Origin of the sequence: Necropsobacter rosorum (assembly GCF_964241405.1) — a bacterium.
GTDB classification, from domain to species: domain Bacteria; phylum Pseudomonadota; class Gammaproteobacteria; order Enterobacterales; family Pasteurellaceae; genus Necropsobacter; species Necropsobacter rosorum.
Genome location: NZ_CAXSXF010000001.1, coordinates 105,859 through 129,178, shown reverse-complemented (window position 1 = coordinate 129,178; position 23,320 = coordinate 105,859). Strand labels below are relative to the sequence as shown.

General features: G+C 47.2%; 22 protein-coding genes. 8 read left to right on the top strand and 14 right to left on the bottom strand.

The features are described 5' to 3' along the window. Positions 1 to 56: 56 nt before the first annotated feature. Both ACESOH_RS00575 and rhaS read right to left on the bottom strand, forming a co-directional pair. Positions 57 to 899, bottom strand: coding sequence for a helix-turn-helix domain-containing protein (locus ACESOH_RS00575; protein ID WP_373098980.1), 843 nt, complete (start codon positions 897 to 899; stop codon positions 57 to 59). A gap of 1 nt (position 900) precedes the next feature. After that, positions 901 to 1,704 (bottom strand): HTH-type transcriptional activator RhaS, encoded by an 804-nt coding sequence (rhaS, locus tag ACESOH_RS00570; RefSeq protein ID WP_373098978.1) that lies wholly within the window; start codon positions 1,702 to 1,704, stop codon positions 901 to 903. A 257-nt stretch (positions 1,705 to 1,961) separates the two neighbouring features. Between rhaS and rhaB the strand changes: the two genes are divergently transcribed. From rhaB to rhaM, 5 genes are all read left to right on the top strand, one after another. Further along, positions 1,962 to 3,419 carry a rhamnulokinase gene (gene rhaB, locus ACESOH_RS00565; RefSeq protein ID WP_373098977.1) on the top strand — a complete coding sequence of 486 codons (1,458 nt, stop codon included), beginning with the start codon at positions 1,962 to 1,964 and terminating at the stop codon, positions 3,417 to 3,419. Positions 3,420 to 3,436: 17 nt separating this feature from the next. Next, entirely contained in the window at positions 3,437 to 4,687 is a 1,251-nt protein-coding gene (locus tag ACESOH_RS00560) for an L-rhamnose isomerase (RefSeq protein WP_373098976.1), read from the top strand. Positions 4,688 to 4,702: 15 nt separating this feature from the next. Next, on the top strand, positions 4,703 to 5,521 hold the full coding sequence (gene rhaD / locus ACESOH_RS00555) for a rhamnulose-1-phosphate aldolase (RefSeq protein ID WP_032092599.1): 819 nt from the start codon (positions 4,703 to 4,705) through the stop codon (positions 5,519 to 5,521). A 69-nt stretch (positions 5,522 to 5,590) separates the two neighbouring features. Then, a complete protein-coding gene (gene rhaT, locus ACESOH_RS00550; protein ID WP_032092600.1) occupies positions 5,591 to 6,625 on the top strand; it encodes an L-rhamnose/proton symporter RhaT in 1,035 nt (344 codons plus the stop codon). 33 nt (positions 6,626 to 6,658) lie between these two features. Beyond that, positions 6,659 to 6,973 carry an L-rhamnose mutarotase gene (gene rhaM, locus ACESOH_RS00545; protein ID WP_373098973.1) on the top strand — a complete coding sequence of 105 codons (315 nt, stop codon included), beginning with the start codon at positions 6,659 to 6,661 and terminating at the stop codon, positions 6,971 to 6,973. 51 nt (positions 6,974 to 7,024) lie between these two features. Here the strand turns inward: rhaM and ACESOH_RS00540 are convergent, their stop codons facing one another. From ACESOH_RS00540 to treB, 5 genes are all read right to left on the bottom strand, one after another. Next, positions 7,025 to 7,255, bottom strand: a complete 231-nt coding sequence (locus ACESOH_RS00540; RefSeq protein WP_373098972.1) for a zinc ribbon domain-containing protein — start codon at positions 7,253 to 7,255, stop codon at positions 7,025 to 7,027. Positions 7,256 to 7,264: 9 nt separating this feature from the next. After that, the gene (locus tag ACESOH_RS00535) at positions 7,265 to 8,074 is read right to left on the bottom strand and encodes a GntR family transcriptional regulator (protein ID WP_373098970.1); all 810 of its coding nucleotides are present in this window, start codon (positions 8,072 to 8,074) and stop codon (positions 7,265 to 7,267) included. 80 nt (positions 8,075 to 8,154) lie between these two features. Then, positions 8,155 to 8,577, bottom strand: a complete 423-nt coding sequence (locus ACESOH_RS00530) for a hypothetical protein (protein ID WP_373098969.1) — start codon at positions 8,575 to 8,577, stop codon at positions 8,155 to 8,157. Positions 8,578 to 8,820: 243 nt separating this feature from the next. After that, a complete protein-coding gene (gene treC, locus ACESOH_RS00525) occupies positions 8,821 to 10,458 on the bottom strand; it encodes an alpha,alpha-phosphotrehalase (protein ID WP_373098967.1) in 1,638 nt (545 codons plus the stop codon). Between the two features lie 90 nt (positions 10,459 to 10,548). After that, positions 10,549 to 11,967 carry a PTS trehalose transporter subunit IIBC gene (treB, locus tag ACESOH_RS00520; protein WP_373098965.1) on the bottom strand — a complete coding sequence of 473 codons (1,419 nt, stop codon included), beginning with the start codon at positions 11,965 to 11,967 and terminating at the stop codon, positions 10,549 to 10,551. 272 nt (positions 11,968 to 12,239) lie between these two features. Between treB and ACESOH_RS00515 the strand changes: the two genes are divergently transcribed. Next, positions 12,240 to 12,638: a Cu(I)-responsive transcriptional regulator gene (locus ACESOH_RS00515; RefSeq protein ID WP_032092606.1), complete on the top strand. Its 399-nt coding sequence runs from the start codon at positions 12,240 to 12,242 to the stop codon at positions 12,636 to 12,638. A gap of 217 nt (positions 12,639 to 12,855) precedes the next feature. Here the strand turns inward: ACESOH_RS00515 and fucP are convergent, their stop codons facing one another. The 6 genes from fucP to deoC all read right to left on the bottom strand — a co-directional run bounded on the left by fucP (position 12,856) and on the right by deoC (position 20,012). Next, complete coding sequence (gene fucP / locus ACESOH_RS00510) at positions 12,856 to 14,142, bottom strand: L-fucose:H+ symporter permease (RefSeq protein WP_373098963.1); 1,287 nt, start codon at positions 14,140 to 14,142, stop codon at positions 12,856 to 12,858. Positions 14,143 to 14,193: 51 nt separating this feature from the next. Continuing rightward, on the bottom strand, positions 14,194 to 14,844 hold the full coding sequence (gene fucA / locus ACESOH_RS00505; protein WP_373098961.1) for an L-fuculose-phosphate aldolase: 651 nt from the start codon (positions 14,842 to 14,844) through the stop codon (positions 14,194 to 14,196). Positions 14,845 to 14,855: 11 nt separating this feature from the next. Further along, positions 14,856 to 16,322, bottom strand: coding sequence for an L-fuculokinase (gene fucK / locus ACESOH_RS00500; RefSeq protein WP_373098959.1), 1,467 nt, complete (start codon positions 16,320 to 16,322; stop codon positions 14,856 to 14,858). A gap of 99 nt (positions 16,323 to 16,421) precedes the next feature. Further along, on the bottom strand, positions 16,422 to 18,188 hold the full coding sequence (gene fucI, locus ACESOH_RS00495) for an L-fucose isomerase (RefSeq protein WP_373098957.1): 1,767 nt from the start codon (positions 18,186 to 18,188) through the stop codon (positions 16,422 to 16,424). A gap of 376 nt (positions 18,189 to 18,564) precedes the next feature. Then, complete coding sequence (gene deoR / locus ACESOH_RS00490) at positions 18,565 to 19,320, bottom strand: DNA-binding transcriptional repressor DeoR (RefSeq protein ID WP_373099841.1); 756 nt, start codon at positions 19,318 to 19,320, stop codon at positions 18,565 to 18,567. A gap of 20 nt (positions 19,321 to 19,340) precedes the next feature. Then, positions 19,341 to 20,012: a deoxyribose-phosphate aldolase gene (gene deoC, locus ACESOH_RS00485; RefSeq protein WP_373098955.1), complete on the bottom strand. Its 672-nt coding sequence runs from the start codon at positions 20,010 to 20,012 to the stop codon at positions 19,341 to 19,343. Positions 20,013 to 20,181: 169 nt separating this feature from the next. Between deoC and uhpC the strand changes: the two genes are divergently transcribed. Then, on the top strand, positions 20,182 to 21,507 hold the full coding sequence (uhpC, locus tag ACESOH_RS00480; RefSeq protein WP_373098953.1) for an MFS transporter family glucose-6-phosphate receptor UhpC: 1,326 nt from the start codon (positions 20,182 to 20,184) through the stop codon (positions 21,505 to 21,507). A gap of 157 nt (positions 21,508 to 21,664) precedes the next feature. After that, the gene (locus ACESOH_RS00475) at positions 21,665 to 22,381 is read left to right on the top strand and encodes a Fic family protein (RefSeq protein WP_373098951.1); all 717 of its coding nucleotides are present in this window, start codon (positions 21,665 to 21,667) and stop codon (positions 22,379 to 22,381) included. Here ACESOH_RS00475 and treR read toward each other — a convergent pair. Further along, positions 22,374 to 23,318 carry a trehalose operon repressor TreR gene (treR, locus tag ACESOH_RS00470; protein ID WP_373098949.1) on the bottom strand — a complete coding sequence of 315 codons (945 nt, stop codon included), beginning with the start codon at positions 23,316 to 23,318 and terminating at the stop codon, positions 22,374 to 22,376. The two genes, ACESOH_RS00475 and treR, sit on opposite strands and share 8 nt — an antisense overlap. Positions 23,319 to 23,320: the final 2 nt, after the last annotated feature.

The window sequence follows — 23,320 nt, the reverse complement described above, 5'->3', positions numbered from 1 at the left end:
GCAAAAGTGCGGTGAAAAAAGTTAAAATTTTACCGCACTTTTGCTGAGAGCCGTGTTTAGTGCTTCTGCATAAATTGGGCTCGGTATTCGGAAGGTGAACAGGCCGTTTCTTTACGGAAAACCGTGGAAAAATAATTACTGTCTTCATAACCGCACTTTATGGCGATTTCCGTGATGGAAAGTTGCGTGTTTCTGAGTAATGTCATGGTTTGGCATAAACGTAGCCGTTGTAAATATTGGCCGATGGTCATATGAGTCTGTTGTTTAAACAGCCTGCGTAATGAGCTGGCGGAAAGGTTGTTTTGGCCGCAGAAATTTTCCAGATTAAATGCGGTGTCAATATGCTGTGAAAGTGCGGTGAATAATTTGTCCATTTTCTGTTCATCGGAATCCTGCACTGTTTCTGTGTAACTGTATCTATCCAACAGTAAAATCAGTTGAGTAAATAATGTTTCCGCCAGATAAATGGAAGATTGGTTGGTTTTTTTAGATTCAGCTTCCAATTGTGCCACTAAGGCTTGAAGCTCCTGCAGACAGGATAAATTGATTCTGGTGTGGCGTTGTTGCTCGGTGAGCCGTTCATCGGGCAGATAGTCGAATAAAATATTATTCGGCGTGAGTTTTTCCCGGCGATAGAGAATATTGTCCAGTTTTAGCTGATCGACCGTTTCGTAAGCATGCACGTCGCTATGATTAATATACAGCACATCGCCGGCGGTAATCGGGTAAACCCGGTTATTCCAGACGTGAATGCCATTTCCGGCACAAACAATAACAATTTCGTCAAAGTCATGATTGTGCAGTGGAAAATAATCCTGATTATGACGACGTTCTATCGTAATCGGGTTTTCTTCAGCAATGAAATAATTACTATGAGATAAAGTCATCGGTGTTTTCATTTCACATTGCTCTTAGTGCTTTCGGATTGATCATAAATTCGTTTTTGAAACAGGTAGCAAAATAGCCGCTGTCGTTAAAGCCACATTGATAAGCAATATCCGTAATGTTTTTATCTGTATAACGTAATTGGTAGTAAGCCTCGGCGAGCTTTAATTTAGTCACATAGTGTTGCGGGCTGCAGCCGGTATTATTTTTGATATAGCGGTGCAGGGAGCGCAACGGAAGATCAAATTGTTGTGCTAATGATTCCCAGTTGATTTCTTCTGTAAAGTTATGTTTCAGCCACTGTAGCAATTGCTGAATTTTTCTTTCCGTATTACCAAAGCCTTCAATAGCATATTGATGTTTTTGTAAAAAAGAAAGCATTCGCAGCAATAAGCATTCTTTTTGCAAGGAGTTATCCGTTTCTTTTTCCAGTCGTTCCAGCAGATTTTTCAATGTGTGCAATGCTTTTCGATTAATACATTGGCTACCGTTATTGTTGGTTTTAATGGCGTTTATCACCTGACTGATATTGGCGATATACTGAAAATCATAGGATTGAAATAAAATATTGGTGAGATACAGATTATCGACATTTTCATAAAGATGATGATCTTTTGCATCAATATATAAAATCATCCCCTGTCGTAATGTCTGTGGGTAACCGTTGATAATATGTCTGCCGTTGCCTTGGCTAACGATAACGATCTCATCGAAATTATGTGTATGCTCGGGGAAGTTCTGTTGCGGAGTGCGAGGTTCAACCGTAAGCGGTTGTTCTTTCGCGACGAAAAATTCTGATGCTAGTAGAGTAAGAATCATTGCTCGTCTCCTATGCAGCAAATTCATGAAACTATTTTATTGAATTTCGCGCTGCAAGATCTTGAATTTTTGTGCAGTAAAAGGCGGAGTCGGATCAAATTTTTAAGGAAACCGCGCTAATATTCAAATTTGTGATAGGGATCACATCAAAGTTGAAAATATTGCCACAGGTTTGGAAATTGTGGCAGCCATTCTCAGGTTTCTCATCGGCAAGATACCTAAACTGTAGCTGACTTACAGTGAAAGGAGCATTGAAGATGAGCATATTTAATATTGCAGCGATAGATCTTGGTGCATCAAGCGGTCGTGTGATGCTTGCATCTTATCAATCGGATAATGATGACATCAGTCTGCAAGAAATTCATCGTTTTAAAAATCAATTACAGCAGAAAGAAGGACACAGTTGCTGGGATTTGATGTACCTGGAACAGGAAATTATTACCGGATTGCAAAAGATTGTGGATGCGGGTACGGCGTTACACAGTATTGGTATTGATACTTGGGGTGTGGATTATGTGTTGCTGGACGAACAGGGATGTTTGGTCGGACCGGCTTATGCGTATCGTGATGCCCGTACGGAAGGCGTGATGGCCGGTGTAATACAGGCGCTGGGAAAAACGGTAATCTATCAGAAGACCGGTATTCAGTTTTTAAGCTTTAATACCTTGTACCAGCTTAAAGCGATGGTAGATGAAAAGCCGGAGTGGTTATTGAAGGTACGGCACTTCGTCATGCTTCCCGACTATCTTAATTACCGTTTAACCGGCAGTCTCAATCAAGAATATACCAATGCAACGACAACTCAGCTGGTTAATGTCAATACCGATAACTGGGATACTGATTTGTTGGATTATCTGGGATTGCCGCATAGTTGGTTCGGCGAGATTCGCCACCCCGGTCATCAAGTCGGCGAATGGCATTATCAGTCGGTGAACGTGCCGGTTATGTCAGTAGCCAGTCATGATACGGCAAGTGCGGTCATTTCTGCGCCGTTATCTGATGAACAGGCGGCGTATCTCTGTTCCGGAACTTGGTCTTTAATGGGCTTAGATACCGAACGGGTTTGTAATAATGAATTTGCCATGAATATTAATATCACCAATGAAGGCGGTATTGATGGGCATTATCGCGTATTAAAGAACATTATGGGGCTTTGGCTGTTTAACCGGTTATGCAGTGAACGTCAGGTGACGGATATTGCCGAACTGATATGTCAGGTGCAGATGCAAACGGCGTTTCGCAGTGTAATTAACCCTAATGCGGACTGTTTTCTGAATCCTCCTTCAATGGTGGAAAGTATTCAGCAATATTGTTATCGGCACCATCAACCGATTCCTCTCACTACTGCGCAGTTAGCGCGTTGTATTTTCGATAGCCTTGCCATGTTATACCGTCAGGTTTTTGAGCAACTTGCCACATTACAACAAAAACCAATCAGTTGTTTACATATTGTTGGCGGTGGTAGTCAGAATGCGTTTTTAAATCAGCTTTGTGCGGACGTATGCAACGTTAATGTAGTCAGTGGCCCTGTTGAAGCTTCCGTACTGGGGAATATAGGTTGTCAGTTAATGGCATTGGATCAAATTAAAAACGTTCGTGCATTCAGAAATATCGTGAGCAAAAAATTTCCGCTTAAATATTTCTATGCAAATCCTCAATCGCTTGAAAATACTGATTTTAATCAGCAATGGCAGGCATTTAATCAGTTCAACTAATCAGGGAGAACCATATTATGACAATGGTAAATCAAACGTATCAACTCGCGAAACAACAATTTGCCGATATCGGCGTAGATACTGAAAACGCAATGGCGTTGCTGGATATACTGCCGATTTCAATGCATTGCTGGCAGGGGGATGATGTTGGGGGATTTGAATCCGTAGGCAGTAGCTTAACCGGCGGAATTCAGGCGACCGGCAATTATCCGGGGAAAGCTCGGACTCCGCAAGAACTGCGCGCGGATTTAGAGGCGGCTTTTTGTTTGATTCCGGGGCCGAAACGCTTGAATCTGCATGCTTCCTATCTGGAGGCGGACATGAAAGTCGAACGGAATGAAGTTAAACCCGAGCATTTTGTTAATTGGGTGAATTGGGCAAAGAAGCAACATTTGGGTTTAGATTTTAATCCGACCTATTTTTCGCATCCGCTCAGCACTGACGCGACATTAACACATCAAAACAAAGAAATCCGTGATTTTTGGATTGAACACGGCAAAGCCTGTCGCAAGGTTTCGGAATATTTTGGTAAAGAACTTGGTACCCCTTCTGTTATGAATATCTGGCTGCCTGACGGTAGCAAAGATTTGGTTGTGGATAAAGTTGCCCCAAGACAACGTTTAGTGGAATCTCTGGATGAGATTATGTGTGAAAAAATTGATCCGAAATATCATTTGGATGCCGTGGAAAGCAAATTATTCGGTATCGGTGTTGAATCTTATACTGCGGGTTCTAATGAGTTTTATGTGGCATATGCGACTTCCCGTCATACTGCGTTATGTTTGGATGCCGGACACTATCATCCGACTGAAGTCATTTCGGACAAAATTTCGGCATTGCTACCATTTATTCAACATTTGTTATTACATGTCAGCCGGCCTGTTCGCTGGGATAGCGATCATGTTGTGCTGCTGGATGATGAGACGCAGGCGATCGCAAATGAAATTATTCGCCATAAATTATTTGAGCGGGTACATATCGGTCTGGATTTTTTTGATGCTTCCATTAATCGTATCGCCGCTTGGGTTATCGGTGCTCGCAATATGAAAAAAGCATTATTGCGAGCGCTGCTTGAACCAACTCCGACATTGATTGATGCAGAAAATGCGCGAGATTTTACAACCAGACTGGCATTACTGGAAGAACAGAAATCACTGCCTTGGCAGGCTGTATGGGATATGTATTGTGAACGTCATAATGTGCCTGTAGGCAGCCGTTGGTTAAATGATATTCGTCAGTATGAAGCAAATGTACTAAGTCAACGTTAATTCAAGGGGGCTCAAATGCAGAGTATTTTAAATTCTTGGTTTGTCCGGGCAATGGTAAAAGCAACTTGTGATATGTGGCGAAAAGGCTGGGATGAACGCAATGGCGGAAATATTAGTTTACGTCTATTAGATGATGATATCGCCTCTTTTGCCTCAGATTTTTATGTGGAGCCCCGTCATGAGCCTTTAACTCAGGATGTTTCCGTGTTAGCCAATCATTACTTTATTGTTACCGGCTCCGGTAAATTTTTCCGTAATGTCGAATTGGATCCTGCGGATACGTTAGCCGTAATTAAAGTCGATGAACAGGGTAAAGGTTATTACATTATGTGGGGGTTGATAAATGGGGGAGTACCGACTTCAGAACTGGCTGCTCATTTGCAATCCCATATTGTGCGTATGCGGGTGAGCGGCAATCATGATCGGGTTGTTATGCATTGCCATGCGACCAACCTGATTGCATTGACTTATGTACTGGAATTAAAAAGCGAAGTCATTACTAAAGAATTATGGGAAATGAGTACTGAATGTTTGGTGGTTTTCCCGGATGGTATCGGCGTATTGCCTTGGATGGTTCCGGGAAAAGACGAAATTGGCTATGCCACAGCGCAGGAGATGGCAAAACATTCTCTTGTTCTGTGGGCGTTTCACGGCGTATTTGCTACGGGAGCCACTTTAGATGACGCGTTTGGGTTAATCGATACTGCGGAAAAATCAGCGGAAATCGCGGTAAAAGTGCTTGCGATGGGGGGAAAACGGCAAACCATCAGCAATGAACAATTTAAATTACTGGCGGCACGTTTTGATGTGGTACCGATGGAAGGTACGTTATAAATGAACAATGCTTCAATCTCTTCATCGGGATTGAGCCGAATTTTATAAAGGAATTAGAGGAGAAATATTATGAGTGGTTCGATTCTATTAGGTATTTTCTGGCATTTTATCGGTGCAACATCGGCAGCCTGTTTCTATGCGCCGTTGAAAAAAGTCGCCGGCTGGTCATGGGAAACTATGTGGGCAGTTGCAGGGTTGTTTTCCTGGATTTTATTACCCTGGTCGATTAGCTATTTTCTGTTGCCTGATTTTTGTAATTATTATGCATCTTTTAGCAGCAGTGTGTTAATTCCGGTTTTCTTATTTGGCGCCATGTGGGGAATCGGAAATATCGGTTACGGGTTAACCATGCGTTATCTCGGAATGTCAATGGGGATCGGTATCGCTATCGGTATCACTTTAATTGTCGGTACGTTAATGACACCGATCATTCAGGGACGCTTTGGAGACCTGATTGCTTCAACCGGTGGAAAAATGACGCTGCTGGGGGTGATTGTTGCCGTTATCGGTGTTGCCGTCGTGTCCTATGCCGGTCTTTTAAAAGAAAAAGCAATAGGAATTACGGCAGAAGAATTTAATTTGAAAAAAGGTCTATTGCTTGCCGTTATGTGCGGTATTTTTTCTGCCGGTATGTCTTTTGCTATGAGCGCGGCTACACCGATGCATGAGACGGCGGCTGAATTAGGTGTTGATCCGTTATATGTGGCATTACCGAGTTATGTGGTGATTATGGGAGGCGGTGCGCTTATTAATTTAGGCTATTGTTTTATCCGCTTGGCAATTAAACCTGAGTTATCGTTTAAAAAGGATATGCATATAGCAAAAGGCTTGTTAAGCAGCAATCTTTTATTCTCCGCATTAGGCGGCGTTATGTGGTATTTCCAGTTTTTCTTCTATGCTTGGGGGCATGCCAATATCCCGGCAGAATACGGCTTTATGAGCTGGATGTTACATATGAGTTTCTATGTCCTCTGTGGCGGTATTGTCGGACTGGTTTTAAACGAATGGAGAAACACAGGTGTAAAACCGACCCGGGTGTTATGTATCGGTTGTTTAATTATCGTATTAGCGGCCAATATCGTAGGTTTAGGCATGGCGAGCTAATATTTTCATACCATTTGATTAAGGAATATTATTATGTTGAAAAAAGGTTTTGTTATGCAGGTAAATCCTGATTGTCATGATGAATATAAAAAACGCCACGATGAAATTTTCCCTGAATTAGTGGCCGAACTAAAAGTGCATGGTGCACATCATTATTCTATTTTTTTGGATAAAACGCGTAATTTACTCTTTGCATATGTAGAACTAGAGGATGAAGCCCGTTGGAACGCGATTGCCAAGACGGCGGCCTGTCAGCGATGGTGGGCATTTATGCGTGATATTATGCCGTCTAATCCTGATAATAGCCCGATTTCTGAAGAGCTGGAGCAAGTATTTTATCTGGAATGACGGTAGATCCTCTATCATTAATAACAGTGTGTTACTAAAAGCGGATCTGGGCTAACGCTGCCACCACGCGGCGATGCCGATGACGAGTGAAAAGACTGTCAGCCAGAATAGATGGATTTTTACGCTCTTTCGGTTGATTTCCTGATTGTGCAGGCGGCGTTGTGCCAGTTTTTGGCGGTAAAGCGCCAGATCTTTTTCCTGAAAGGAGAAACCGCAGTGCGGGCAGAACGGGGCGCTTTGGCTGATTTTGCGGCGGCATTCGGGGCAACGGTGTAAGGCCATATTTTCCTTTTAAATATGAAATGACTGAGAAAATGACAAATCTTCTTTTTTACCGTTGGTAATGGTCAGTTGAAAAGAACATTTGTCGGCGCGGGTAACGGAATCGGTAAATTCCATAATGGTGCCGTCTTCCAGATAATAGGTCAGCTGAATATGAAATCCCGCCGCACCTTTTTTCGATTCCAGTAATTTCGCGGTTTTCGGATGATCAATCAAAATCGCGTTAATGGTCGAATTGGCATATTTCGGGCTGAGCTGGTAGATTTTTTCCTGCACATTGAACAAAGAGCGGTGCTCAAAATTAATTTTTTCAATGCCCTGACACAGATAATAAGGCATATAGGCGATATCCAGCGAAACCGGAATATTATCGGCTTTTCTCACCCGGGTGAGGCGGAAGACTTTTTGGCTTTTGTCCGTCAGTTTCAGTTTTTCCATGATCTCATCCGTAGGGTCGATAACTTCACAGCCGACAATCGTGGAGGACGGCTCTAAACCCAGCGCCATGATACTTGGAGTAAAATAGAACAGGTTGTTGATATTAAACTGAATTTTTTCTTTCGCCACGAAAGTGCCTTTACCGCGGATACGAATGATCACGCCTTTTTCATACAATCCGTTCATTGCCTGACGCACCGTGGTGCGGCTGATATCGAATAACTGACAGATTTCATTTTCAGAAATCATTTTGTCACCTTCTTTGAAAGTGCCGATGCGGATTTGGGCGACGATATAATTTTCAAGCTGCTTATAAAGCGGTATGTCGCTGGTATAGTTCAGGATGAAATGATCTTTAAAATGTTGATAAATATCGGTCATTGGCGCTTTTCATGTATTGGCAAAGTCAAAGGGACAGCGCTTATTCTATCCCTTTATGACGCATAAATCATCTTTTCAGCTTAAAATAAATAGCTTATTTCATTATAGTTTTGCACGTTCAGACAATCTTTCTGCGGCAGAAGATCATCATGTTTATCTATCAGAATCACGGCGGTCGGTTTTTTGCAATGCGACGGCTGTATTCTGATCCGGTGAATAAATAAGTAATGGTTGGTTGCGTAGGAATGTGCGATGTGCTGCATGATCTCGTCATCGGTATGTACAATGGCGATTTTATCGCGGATATTCAGTGCTGCGAGTTTGCGTTCAATGTCGGGCAGTTGCGCAATATCCTGCGCCGGCACGAATATTCTGATGTTATCACCGCCGATTTTAGCCAGAAATTCAGGAAAACCGAGAACAAACGAAGCGGTGGGACAATTGAGGTTGTTATCCAGCAGAATGGCATTGACGTCAAAAAGATATAATGTGTTGCGTTTCATCTGAGTTTCCTTGTTTAGGTTGTGTTGATTGAGTTGTATCATACAACTAAAGCAATATGACGTAAATAAGAAAATGCAAAAATATTTTCCGCGCTATCAATAAATAGTTTTAATCGTGTTAATTAATGAAGTATATCAATGGATTATCAGCTTTATGACGCGTAATCGCGGCGGATCTAAACGCAGCGCGGCGTTTAGATCCCGTTTACGATGGCAAAAGTGCGGTGGTTTTTTCGGCCGTTTTTAACAATATAAATACACCGCCTGATAGGGTTTTAAGGTGATTGTGGTGTCGAACTGAACAGGCTCGGGATAATTGTTCATTAAATTCCGCCAGTTGTTTTGCTGTAATGCCGCAGGCAAGGTGCAGACATCCTGCCGGTCGCTTAAATTCGCCAATACCAGCAAGGTATGACCGTCGGCCTGACGCTGATAACACCATAGCGACGGATGAGTCGGGTTCAGATCCTGATAATCGCCGTCCGTGAAAATCGGATATTGTTTACGCAGGCGGATAAGGGTTTGATAGCAGTAAAAGACCGAATTTTTATCCGCTAACGCGTTTTCCACATTAATCTGCGGATAGTTTTCCGCAACGCTGATCCAAGGCGTGCCGTTGCTGAATCCCGCTTGTGCGGCGTTTGACCATTGCATCGGCGTGCGGCTGTTATCGCGCGATTTTTGTGCCAGAATTTTTAGAATCATAGCTTCTTCAATACCTTGTTGCTTTAGCTCGTGATATGCGTTCAGGCTTTCCACATCGCGATATTGCTCAATTGTGCGGAAATTCGGATTGGTCATGCCAATTTCTTCGCCCTGATAAATATAAGGCGTGCCTTGCATGCCGTGCAGCAGCATCGCCAGCATTTTCGCCGAAACATTATGCCGTGCGCCCTCATCGCCGAAGCGCGATACAATACGCGGCTGGTCGTGATTGCACCAGAACAGGGCGTTCCAGGCGCGGTTGTGCATCCCTTGCTGCCAATAGTTGAAAATGGCTTTCAGCTGCACGTAATCCGGCTTGGCGTAAGTCCATTTTTCGCCGTTCGGGTAATCCACTTTCAAATGATGAAAATTAAAGGTCATGGAAAGCTCGCTGCCGGCCAGATTGGCATATTGCTGGCAATGTTCAAGTTTGGTAGAGGACATCTCGCCCACGCTCATTAAGCCGAACGGTGTCAGGGCGTGTTTATTCAAGTCCTGTAAATAATGGTGAATTTTCGGCCCGTCGGTGTAGAAACGGCGACCGTCGCCTTCGTTGTCGTCGGTATATACCGCCGGTTTGGAAATCAGATTAACCACATCCAGGCGCAGACCGTCCACCCCTTTCTGCGCCCAGAAACGGCAAATATCGTACAGTTCCTGCCGCAGTTTGGGATTTTCCCAGTTGAGATCCGCCTGCTCCGGCGCGAACAGGTGCAGATAATATTTTTGCGCTTTGTCCGACCATTGCCAGGCGCTGCCGCCGAATTTGGACGCCCAGTTGGTAGGCTGTTCGCGCCAGAGGTAATAATCGTGATAGTCGCTGTGCGGATCTTCGCCCTGTTTAAACCACGGATGTTGCGTCGAGCTGTGGTTAAATACCATATCCATAATAATGCGGATCTGGCGCCGGTGCGCTTCGGCGACCAGCTGTTCAAAATCCGCCATGCTGCCGTAACTGGGATCGATATTGCGGTAATCCGCGATATCATAACCGTTGTCGATTTGCGGCGAAACGTACATCGGCGTCAGCCAAATGCCGTCGATATCGAGCTGCTGCAAATAATCCAGTCGCCGGATGATGCCTTGAATATCGCCGGTTCCCGTGCCGGTGCTGTCTTGAAAGGATTTCGGATAAATCTGATAGATCACCCCGTTTTTCCACCAGTCTGCGTGCATATTATGTTCCTTAAATCGGTTGATAGTCAGTAAAAAGTGCGGTGGTTTTTTCTTCCGTTTTTTGCACCGCACTTTATGCCGGCAGTGCGGCTATTCGATTTCGCCTTGCAGCGCTTTGCGTTTGTACATCGCCATGGTCAGTAACAGCGGAACGAGAATCGCCACCAGCATCGCCAGCGCGAACACGCCCCAAAATTGATGCTGAATGGACAAAATCCCCGGCAGACCGCCGACTCCGATACTGCTTGCCAGCACGCCGGCTAAACCGCATACCAGCGCCGCACAGGCGGAACCGATCATGGCGCATAACATCGGGAAACGGTATTTCAGGTTAATCCCGTACATCGCCGGTTCAGTTACGCCTAAATAGGCGGACAACGCCGCCGGCAGCGCCACTTCGCGCACTGACGCTTTTTTATTCATAAATAGTATGGCAAGTACGGCGGAGGCCTGCGCGATATTTGACAGCGCAATAAGCGGCCACACCGGCGTGCCGCCCATGTTTTGAATCATCTGCATATCGATGGCCAGCGAAGTCTGGTGTACGCCGGTGACCACCAGCGGCGCATACAGAAAACCGAACAGCGCCGCGCCGATAGGGGCGAAGCTGCCGGTCATGGCGTGTCGTACCACAAAGGCGACGCCGTTGCCGATTTCGCGTCCGAGCGGGCCGATAATGGTGTGCGCCAGAAATACCGCCAGAATAATCGATACCACCGGCACGATAATCAGGTTGAGAAAATCCGGCACGATTTTGTTCATCGCCCGTTCAATATAAGACAGGGTTAAGCCCGCCATAATGGCCGGGATCACCTGTGCCTGATAGCCGACTTTTTCAATGGCGAACCAGCCGAAATCCCAGCTTTCCGGCAGCTGCACACCTAACGCGTAGGAGTTCATTAATTGTGGTGAAACCAGCGTGATACCAAGCACAATGCCGAGGATCGGCGAGGTGCCCATTTTGCGCGCAATAGACCAGCAGATGCCCACCGGCAGGAAATGGAAAATCGCCTCACCGATAAGCCAGAGGAAACTATGAATGCTGGCCCAGAAAGGACTGGTCTCGGTTAAGGTTTTGCCGTCGATCATCGCAATATCGCCGATAACGTTGCGGAAACCTAAAATCAGACCGCCGCTGATTAAGGCCGGCAGTAACGGAATAAAAATATCCGCCATATGCGAAATCAGACTTTCGTACCATTTTTGATTTTGGCGGGCGGCGGCTTTCACCTGTTCTTTGTCCACGCTTGCCAAACCGGTTTTTTGCAGCAGGATGTTGTAATAATCGCCCACTTCCTGACCGATAACCACTTGATATTGCCCGCCGGTCGAGAAATTCGCTTTAACCATCGGCAGGGTTTCCAGGCCTTTGCTGTCGATTTTGCTTTCGTCATGTAATACAAAACGTAAGCGGGTGATGCAATGGGTGACCGTCGCGATATTTTCGCGCCCGCCGATATATTCGATTAATTTATCCACATTGTGCGGATTAATAGGTTGTTTCGCCATGGGAACCTCGATGCCGGGTGGTGAGATGATAAAAATTAAGCAGATTATAAAAGGTTCTGATTTTTTAGCAATGGGAACGTTCCCAATTTGTTGTCATTTAGTGTGATGTTGATCACATTTCTTTAAAATAACCGTCATGGCAACGCGCAGACTTCGGCGAGCCGTGCTTTTTCTGAGAGGTAAAGTGCGGTGGTTTTTTTATCCTGTTTAGTGATTGTTTAAGCGCGGCGCTTTGGTTAGACTTAGCATTGATTAATAACAAAGGAAATAGCATGAACATCAGTCAGGCAGCAGCAAAAACCGGGTTATCGGCCAAGCAGATTCGTGATTATGAGAAAGCCGGATTACTGCCGAAAACCCAACGTACGGCAACCGGTTACCGCGCTTACTCGGCGCAGGATCTCACCCGTTTATCCTTTATCAGCAATGCGCGTAAAGTCGGTTTTTCATTGCATCAGATTACGCAACTGCTGAAATTAAACGACGATCCGCATCGCACCAGTCGCGAAGTAAAAGCCCTGACTGAACAGCATATTCTTGAACTGCAAGAAAAAATCGCCGATTTGCAGAACATGCTCAAATTACTGCAACGCTGGCATTGTTCTTGTAAAGGCAATGACAGCCCGGATTGTTCGATTTTAATGGGACTGGGCAAAGGCGAATCGTCATAATGCCGCACAACGGGCGTTCGTATGATAAAAGCGGCAGGAGTGCCCGCCGACTTATCAAACCGCAACGCCCGCGAGCTTACCGGCAAAGATGTAGCGCCTGTTTGACGAAACACGAATCGAACTCCCCACCGTTTTAATCGACCGAGACAGTGCCTGAACGGTTAAAACATGCTGCATGTCGGTGCAGCATGTTTTTTCTCCAAGATGATTGCTTATCTTATTTCAATACTTTCCATGCTCTGTAGCCGTAGATGGCGATAATGACAAAGCAAATCAGTGGGAGGATGAAGGAGAAATTGACCGCCGGCATGCCCAGTACTTCGCCTTGGTCGATGATAATGCCCTGTAGCGGTGGCATCAGTGCGCCGCCGACAATTGCCATTACCAGCCCCGCCGCACCTAAGGTGGATTCTTCTTTTAAGCCGTATAACGCGATGCCGTAAATGGTCGGGAACATCAGCGACATAAAGCCGGAGGTTAAAATCAGGCAGTATAATCCCCAGATCCCGTCGATAAACATTACGCCCAGAATGCTGAAGAAACCGCCTAAGGCAAATATATACAGCATGAGTTCCGCTCTTAAGAATTTCATGATACTGGTGCTGATAAAGCGGCTGGTAATAAACAGCGCCATGGCGATAATGTTATAATTTTGCGCTTCCGCTTTGGTAAAACCTAAACGTTCCGCATACTGAATAATAAACGTCCAGCACATAATCTGTACGCCCACATAGAACACCTGCGCGATAACGCCTTCGCGGTATTTGGCGTTTGCGTATAAACGGTTGAAAGAGGTTTTAAAACTGATTGGCGTGCCTTCTTCCACTTTGGTTTTCGGCATTTTGTATAAGGCGATAATCAGCATGACGACCAGCACCACCAGACCGACGACCAGATAAGGATTACGGATAATTTCCAGATCATGCGTGCGCACGGCGGCTTTTTCCGCTTCGGACAGGGTGGTGAAGATCAGATTACCGGTCGCATCGCGTTTGTCGGATTCCAGACTGGTCAGCACGATTTGTGAGGCCACAAACATCCCGGTGATGGAACCGAGCGGGTTAAAGGATTGTGCCAGATTTAAGCGCCGGGTTGCGGTTTGCGGATCACCCATGGAAAGAATATAAGGATTGGCGGTGGTTTCCAGAAACGCTAGGCCGAAGGTCAGAATATATAAAGAAAGCAAAAAGTAAGTAAATTCTTCATATAACGCGGCCGGATAGAATAAAAATGCGCCGACGGCATATAACGCCAGTCCGAGCAGCACGCCGGATTTATAGCTGTAGCGGCTGACAAAAAGTGCGGCGGGAATTGCCATCGTTCCGTATCCGCCGTAAAAGGCGAACTGTACTAACGCCGCTTCGGAGGCGGGAATTTCCATCACGGTCTGAAACACCGCCACCATCGGGTTGGTGATATCGTTTGCAAATCCCCACAGGGCGAACAAACTGGTAATTAAAATAAAAGGGACAACAAATTTCTTTTCAAGTACTTTGGCAGTCATAACATGTTCCTTCTTTCAATGATGTGAGCGGAAATAATGTGCCGCGTGGCATTATTTTTCCTCGATTCTCAGTCCGTAAGACTTAAACTTCTCTAAAACCACCTGCATTTCTTCCGCCGGTAAGAGCGGAATCGGCTGATTAGTGGCGAGCAGCTTGATATACCAGCTTGCCAGCACTTCCACCTCGTGTGCCAGCCATAAGGCTTTATCCAGATTTTTTTCCGCCGCAATCAAACCATGATGAGCCAGTAAAATCGCTTTGCTTTCTTTAATGCCTTGTTTGACGTATTCCGCCAGTTTATGCGTACCGAATGTGGCATAAGGAACACAAGGAATATGATCGGTGCCGCCGACCGCAATCATGTAATGAATCGGCGGAATCGATTTTTCCAGAATGGAGACGGCGGCGCAGTTGAGCGAATGATTATGCACCACGGCGTCCGCATCGGGGCGCGCTTCATACACCGCCAAATGAAAATGCCATTCGCTGGAAGGCAATTTACCCTCTTCGTGTTTGCCGTGTTTATCCACATAAACGATGCTGTCTTCGGTCAGTAATTCATAGGGCGTGCCGGTCGGCGTGATCAGCATGCCGTCTTTATAACGTACGCTGACATTACCGGCAGTGCCCTGATTTAATCCCAGTCGGGTCATTTCCAGACAAGTATCGATAATTTTGCGGGAGAGTGCGTTTTTATTCATGGTGAAACCTCTTATTGTTTTATTTGCGCTAACCATTGTTGATAATCGGCAGCTTGTTGAGACGGATAAATCCGCTGGGTACGCGGGTGCATCGCTTGTTGCGCCTGTTCGGGAGACGAATAAACGCCCACACCGGCAAAGGTGAACATGGCGGCGCCGAGCACGGTGCTTTCCGCCACATCCACAATATCCAGCGGAAGATTTAAAACATCGGCGCGGATTTGATTCCATAGCGGGTTTTTCGACCCACCGCCGACACACAGCAGGCTTTCCGCCTGAAAACCGCTGACCTGCTGCAAAACGTTTAAGCCGTCTTTCAGCTGTCGCGCCATATATTCCAGCGCGGCGCGATAAAGCTGACCACGGGTATTGTGCATTGACAGGCCTAAAATCTGCCCCTCGCCGGACGGGTTGTCCGTTGCGGCGAAACTGCCCTGTAAACAGACGCCGTTGGCGCCGGGCGGTACCCGGCCGCCTTCTGCAATCATGGTCGAATAATATTGATCGGTGCCGGCCACGTCGGCAAACAGCAATTTGCCCATCCATTCCATAACGCCTGAACCGATCCATTGTACGGCGGGATTAAACCGGTTCGGGCGGGCATCAAATTCGGTGGTTAATCCCTGTGCCACGAATTCCCTGCGCGGCTGCGCCCGTTCGGTGCGTGCCATCAGAATTTCCCAAGTGCCGGAACTGAGAACCGGCTGATGCAGGCCGGCGCCGGAACCAAAAACGGCGAACTGGGTATCATGCCCGCAGGAAATCACCGGCACCGGATTTAACCCCCATTGTGCGGCAAGGGATGCGGACAGCAAACCGACGGGCTCTCCCGCATTGACCATCGGCGGGAAATGTGCCGTTGTCAGCTCCAGCACCGACAGCACATCCTGATCCCAATCGCCGGTGGCAAGATTGGTCATCATGGAGGTGCCGGCCATGGTGCGGTCGGTGGTAAAAACGCCGGTCAGCCGCTGGCTGAGCATGGAGGAAATAAACACCCATTTATCCATGCGTTGATAAATGTCAGGTCGGTGAGTTTTCAGCCACAGCAGTTTGAACAGGGTGTTAAAGCTGTATTGCCCGATGCCGTTACGCCGATACAGCGCCTCGACATCCAGATACTCCGACAGCTGCGCCATCACCGGCAGCGTACGCGGGCATTTCCAGGAAATTATCGGATAAAGCGGATTTCCCTGACTGTCGAACGGCGCGCCGTCCACCCCGAAGGTGGTGACGCCGATCCCGACAATCTGCGAGAGATCAATCTGTTTTGCTCTTAAGCCGGCGAGAGTCTGAACCGCGCAATCGGTCAGTTTTTGCCAGATTTCCGCAAAATCCCAAATATGATAATCGGGATTGTCGGCATCCGGCCGAGTGCTGTTGGCGAGATGATGGGCGGCGAGAATTTCGCCTTGCTCATTGATCGCGATGGTGCGTAAATTGGTGGCACCGCAGTCAAAAATCAGTGCAATAGCCATAAAGTTCCTCGAAAGTGCGGTCAAAATAACCGCACTTTTATAACATAATCAAAAGCGGAAACGGGTAGTGCAATCGGTCGGTGACCGATCGCAACAGGCTTATTTATACAGCGGGCCGAAATTGGCGCAGGCGCGATAGTCCTGACCTTCTTTATCCTGACCGAAGCTGTTCCAGGTACTCGGACGGAACACGTCTTTTTCCGCCACATTGTGCATACAGACCGGAATGCGCAACATGGAAGCCAGTGTAATTAAATCCGCGCCGATATGGCCGTAAGTGGCGACGCAGTGGTTCGCGCCCCAGTTCGCCATGACCGAATAAACGTCGGTAAAGGCGCCGCTGCCGGTTAAACGCGGCACGAACCAAGTGCAAGGCCAGGTTTCGTTGGTGCGTTTCATTAAGGTATCGTGAACCTCCGGCGGCAGCTCGATCGACCAGCCTTCGGCAATCTGTAACACCGGGCCGAGACCTTTGATCAGATTCAGACGGTGCATGGTAAACGGCATGCCGCCTTTGGTAAGATATTGAGACGAATAACCGCCGCCGCGGAAATATTCATGCACCGCCGGACACCAACGGGTATGTTCCAGACAACGTTTACCGTCTGCTTCACTGACATCCCACACCGGCTTAATGATTGGCTTGCCGTCTTTATCCTGATGCTGACCGGTGCCGTCCAATGCCGCCGAACCGGAATTGATCAGATGAATAAACCCGCTTTGCGGCCGGAATCCGGTCACCCGTTCGACGGCGTCTTCGCTCCAGTATGTCCGCACATCGGCGAAAATCTGTGCCTGACCGGTCAGCTGGTGACCGAATAACATATTGACGCCGTTCAGGGAATCGTTTTCAGTGGCCAGAATATACGGCGGGCGCACTCCGTTCCAGTCGTAGGTGGAATTTAATATCGCTTCCATAAAATCGCCGTTCGGCAAATGATCGGTCCAATGACGCTGGCCTTGGAATCCGGCGGCGATGGCGTGATGGCCCAGCGCTTCTTCGCCGTAATTCAGTTCGGCAAGTTTTGGATTACCGACCATTAAATCGCGCGTGATAATCGCCATTTTCACCACGGTTTCCCATACTTCGGCGCGCCCTTCGGCATCGCGCTGGTGTGCCGGACTGTTGACATCCACGCCTTCTTTGCAATACTGTTTGACCCAGGATAAGGCTAAATCCACTTCTTCCTGATCATAGATTTTGCGATCCAGACGGCGTTTGATTTCACTCATATCCACATATTCGTTGCGCATGCCCAGATATTCCTGGAAAAACGGTTGATTGACGATAGAACCGGCGATGCCCATGGAAACCGAGCCGATGGATAAATACGCCTTGCCGCGAATGGTGGCCACCACCAGACCGGCGCGGGCGAAACGCAGCAGTTTTTCCTGTACGTCTTGCGGGATGGCGCTGTCATCGGCTTCCTGCACTTGCGTGCCGTAAATGGAAAACGCCGGCAGCCCCATTTGCGAATGGCCCGCTAAGGCGGCCGCCAGATAGACCGCACCCGGACGTTCGGTGCCGTTAAAGCCCCAAATGGCTTTCGGCATATGCGGATCCATGTCAATGGTTTCCGAACCGTAGCACCAGCACGGTGTCACCGTAATGGTTAATCCCACATTGTTTAATTTGAATTTCTCCGCACAAGCCGCCGCTTCCGCCACTCCGCCGATACAGCTGTCGGCGATCACGCATTGGACAAAACTGCCGTCCGTATGTCTGAGCTGGCTTTCTAATAAACGGGCGACGGATTGCGCCATCGTCATGGTTTGGGTTTCAAGGGATTCGCGTACGCCCAGCCGACGATCGTCGATCGTTGGACGAATACCGATTTTGACCGGATTTGCTTTGCATTGAGTCATGTTATCTCCTCGTTTTCATTAATAAGTGAAGTGAGTGTGGCCGACAAGATTATTGTTGACTAAAAGACAGCGCGGAAACAGTTTTTTTGCCGATTTGTGCTTTTTCTGTGAATCAGGTCACAAAAAAACGGTAAAGAAAAATCACAATATGACCGATTTTAGGGATTTATTTGATAAATCGGGCATTTCGGATTGTGAAACGGAAATAGCGCGTTAAATCACGCTATTTTTAATAATTATGTGATAAATCAATAAACTGCTTTTGAGATTGAGAATAATAAGGCTAACGTCAACCTTATGGTTTAGTGGCAAAACGGTCATAACGGTCAGTTGATTATGACGGTTTCAGCTCCGGAATGGAAAAAGTGCGGTGAAATTAAGACAGAATTTTTGCCGGATCAGCGGCAAATTCCGCAGGCAGCGTGTGATCCGACACAATCAGATCAAACTGCCCTAATTCGCCGATATACGCCTGCCGCACTTTATGCAGCTTGGTGTGATCGAAAGCCAGAATGGCTTGTTGGGTTTTCGCCATGGCTTTGGCTTTTATTTTCGCCTCGTCAAAATTAAAGCAGGTGACGCCTTGTTTGATATCCACCCCGGCGGCGGAAATAAACGCCTTGGTGGTGCAGATGCGGTCTAATTCGCCGCTAAGGTGCAGCGGGCTGAAAAAAGAATTGTGCCGCGAATAATGCCCGCCGCATAAAATCACCTCGCAGTTCGGCTTGTCCTGCAGCGCCATAAAGGTATTCAGCGAACAGCAAAGTGCGGTGAATTTTATCCCATTATTGATTTGTGAAATAATAAACGGAATGGTGGAACCGCAATCGAAAAACACTACATCGCCGTCCTGTACCAAGGGCGCCGCCAAGGCGCCGAGGTGCATTTTGGCGGCGATATTTTTCGTCTGCTGCTCGGCAATCAAATAGCGTTTGTCGGGGTTCTGCTGGGGATTGCTGACGATATACCCGCCCAGCAGCACCATGGAAGCATCCGTATCGCCGTTTAAATCGCGCCGGATGGTCATCTCCGACACATTGAGGATGTCCGCCGCATCACGCAGGTGAATTTTGTCCATTTGTTTGAGCAAAAACGCCAGCTTTTGGATGCGCGGGTTGCTTTTTTTCTCCATAGCGATACCGATGTGAGCCATTAATACTGGCTGTGATTATCCGCTAATCCGCGAATAATTGCTATCCCCGCGCTGGCGCCGATGCGGGTGGCGCCGGCGTCAATCATTGCCAGAGCGGTTTGCGTATCGCGAATGCCACCGGAGGCTTTCACCCCGATGGTGCCGACCGTCCGTTTCATTAACGCCACATCTTCCACTGTCGCACCGCCTTTATTAAACCCGGTGGAGGTTTTCACAAAGGCCACCTGTAAGGCTTTACAAAGTTCGCAGGCCTGCACGATTTCTGCCTTGGTCAGCAGGCAGGTTTCCAGAATCACTTTCAGCGTGATGCCGGCACAGGCGTCCAGTACCGCCTGAATGTCCTCTTTCACCGCCTGCCAGCGGTTGGATTTTATCCAGCCCACATTAATCACCATATCGATTTCATTGGCTCCGGCTTTAATGGCCTCGCGGGCTTCAAAGGCTTTTACCGCACTCAGATTCGCGCCCAGCGGAAAACCGACCACTGTGCAGATTTTCACATCGGTACCGGCTAATTTTTGTTTTGCCAGCGGAATATAACCCGAATTGATACACACCGAACAAAAACCGTGTTCAACGGCTTCGTCACATAGCTGAATAATATCCTGCTCGGTTTTTTCTGCGCTCAGTGCGGTGTGGTCAATATATTTTGCAATGTCTTTTGCCTGCATGTTGATTCCCTCGTTTTATGGTTTAAAGAATGGTGTTGCTTTTTTTCTATCATACACGAAAAAAATGCACAAACTGTGATCTGTGTAACTTTTTTCACATAAATATCATTATAAACTATTAAATAATAAAATTGTTAAATTAATAACATTAAAGTTAAGGAGAAATACGATGTTTATTTTTAAACAGGCTGATGATCTTCCGGTCACGAAGAGCAAGGAAGAGATCGACAAAACCTATCGTTATTGGCGGCTGCATCTAATGATTGTCAGTTATATCGGTTATGCGGTGTTTTATTTTACCCGCAAAGGGTTTAATTTCGTCATGCCGGAAATGCTGGCCGATCTCGGGCTGCAAAAAGCCGATATCGGGATAATGGGAACGGCGTTTTATCTGACTTACGGGGTATCGAAGTTTCTGTCCGGGGTTATCGGCGATCGTTCCAACCCGCGCTATTTTATGGGCTTGGGATTAATGGCGACCGGCGTGGTGAATATTTTATTCGGCATGAGTTCGTCTATCTTTATGTTCGTGACGCTGTGGATGATTAACGCCTTTTTCCAAGGCTGGGGCTGGCCGCCTTGTTCAAAAATTCTGAATACCTGGTATTCGCGCAATGAAAGAGGCTTGTGGTGGGCAATCTGGAATACCTCGCATAATCTCGGCGGGGCGTTGATTCCGCTGATTGCCGGTGCGGTGGCGTTAGCCTGGGGATGGCGCTACGGCATGATTATTCCCGGTGTGATCGCGGTGGTTGTCGGCATCGGCTTATGCGCATTATTACGCGATCGGCCAAGTTCCATGGGATTGCCGACGGTGGGCGAATGGCGCAACGATATCGCCGAACAGAAACACGAAAGCGAAGGGATCGGGCTTTCCACGTGGGAAATTCTGAAAAATTATGTGTTTAAAAATAATATTATCTGGGTGTTAGCGGTGTCGTACGGGCTGGTTTATATTGTCCGCACCGGCATTAACGACTGGGGAAATCTGTATCTGACCGAAACCCACGGCTATAATCTGTTGCAGGCCAACACGGTGATCTCGTTTTTTGAAGTGGGCGGATTTCTCGGCGCCTTATTTGCCGGCTGGGGATCGGATAAATTTTTCCATGGCAATCGCACCCAAATGAATATTATTTATGTGGTCGGCATTATTTCCGTCGCACTGGGACTGTGGTTTATTCCGACGGACAGCACGGTCATTATGTCGGCGCTGTTTTTCCTGATGGGATTTTTTATTTTCGGCCCGCAGTTTTTAATTGCCATGGCGGCCGCGGAAAATTCCCATAAATACGCCTCGGGCGCCTCCACCGGTTTTGTCAGCCTATTTGCCTATATCGGCGCGGCAATTGCCGGCCTGCCGCTGTCGTTAATCATTGAGACCTTTAAATGGAACGGTTTTTTCGGCACTTTATTTATGATTTCCCTGGCCTGCGCACTGCTTTTGATTCTGGTTTTTATATTGCAAAAAAGACGTAATCAGTTAAACGGCTAATGACCGAACGCCCGCTGTAACCTCGGTTTTGCGGGCGTTTTGCGTTTGCGGTACGGAATAAAAATTTGGTTATTTCCACCATTGTTATATAATTCGGGTCAAACCTAACCGGATAACTATTGTGAAGAATAAGCCGCCATTTTCTATTACGACAACGATGTTAAATCAAATCGTTGACATTTCTCATAAGCTGGGAACATTACAAACGCAGTACGCGCGTAACTTGCATTTGCGTAAAGAAAACCGATTACGCTCGATTCAGTCTTCTTTGGCGATTGAAAATAACAGCCTGACGATTGAGCAAGTGACCGATATTGTGAACGGTAAACGCGTACTTGGACACCCGAAAGACATTCGGGAAGTGAAAAATGCTTATGAAGCCTATGACGAAATCCTTACTTACAACCCTTATTCTTTATCTGATTTTCTGAAAGCGCACGCCTTATTAACCGAAGGTTTAGTGAATGAAGCCGGTTGTTTTCGCAGTCAAGATGTCGGTATTTATACCGCAAAAGGTGAATTGGTGCACATGGGCGCGCGTCCGCAATTTGTGGAAAAGTTGATGTCGGATTTGTTTAATTGGGCGAAAACGGATGATACGCCGGATCTGATTAAAAGTGCGGTGATACATTATGAAATCGAAATGATTCATCCCTTTGCAGATGGAAACGGGAGAATGGGGCGGCTCTGGCAGAACGTTATTTTAACCCATTGGAATCCGATTTTTGCCTGGCTGCCGGTTGAAACGATGGTTTATGCGCATCAGGCGGAATATTATCATGTTCTGGCTTTGGCGGATGCGGAAAATGATTCCACCGTATTTATCGAATTTATATTAACGATGATTTTGGCAACTCTGAACGAGATCAACTAGCTAATTGGCAATCCACACAATAATGCTTAACCGGTTCGCCGTTTAAACGCGCTAATAATTGGGTCACTGCGATGTCGCCGGCCTGCGCAAAACCCGGTTCGACCGTCAGAATGGCGGGAAACAGAAATTGCAGCAGCGGGTTGTTGCCTACGGCGCAGACCTGAACGGATTGCAAGCGCTGTTCCTGTAAATATTTGATGGCACCGATGGCTTGACTGTCCGTGGCGCAGACTAACGCGGAAACTGATTCGGAAATGACCGCACTTGCATGTTGATACGCCCAATGATAACCGAGTTCGCCCTGTACGGAGCGCGGGGAAAGGTGATAAGTGCGGCAAAACTGCAAATAACTTTGATGGCGGCGGTAACCGGTGGTGGCATCCTGATCCGTCACGCCGAGATAGGCGATATGCCGGTGGCCATGGGCGTAAAGATGTGTCATCAGCAGGCGGATTGCCTTTTCATCGTCATAATAAACCGAAGAGACGGCGGGATAACGGCGGGCGATCACCACCATTTTATCTTCCCAGCCGGTTAGGCTGCGTTCGTCCAGCTCGCTGAATGCAAAGAGGATCACGCCGTCCACCGCCCGTTGGCTGAAAAAATTAAGCTGCTCTTGTACGGCGGACGGGCTGAACTGACTTTCGACGATAATCGGTTCGCATTGATTGGCGTACAGGCGCGGCAGCATCGCGGCGAGCGCCTGATTTTCTGAAGCGGAAGATAAGCGGGAAACGATGATGCCGATGGTGCGGTTATTGATGCCGCGCATGGAGCGGGCGGATTTGGACGGTTGAAATCCGCATCGGCGGATAATTTCTTCCACCCGCCGGCGGGTTTGTGCGCTGACCTTCGGATCGTTATTCAGCACCCGCGAGACGGTGGATTTGCCGACGCCGCTAAGTTGCGCAATATCTTTGATGGTCAGTTTCGCCATAG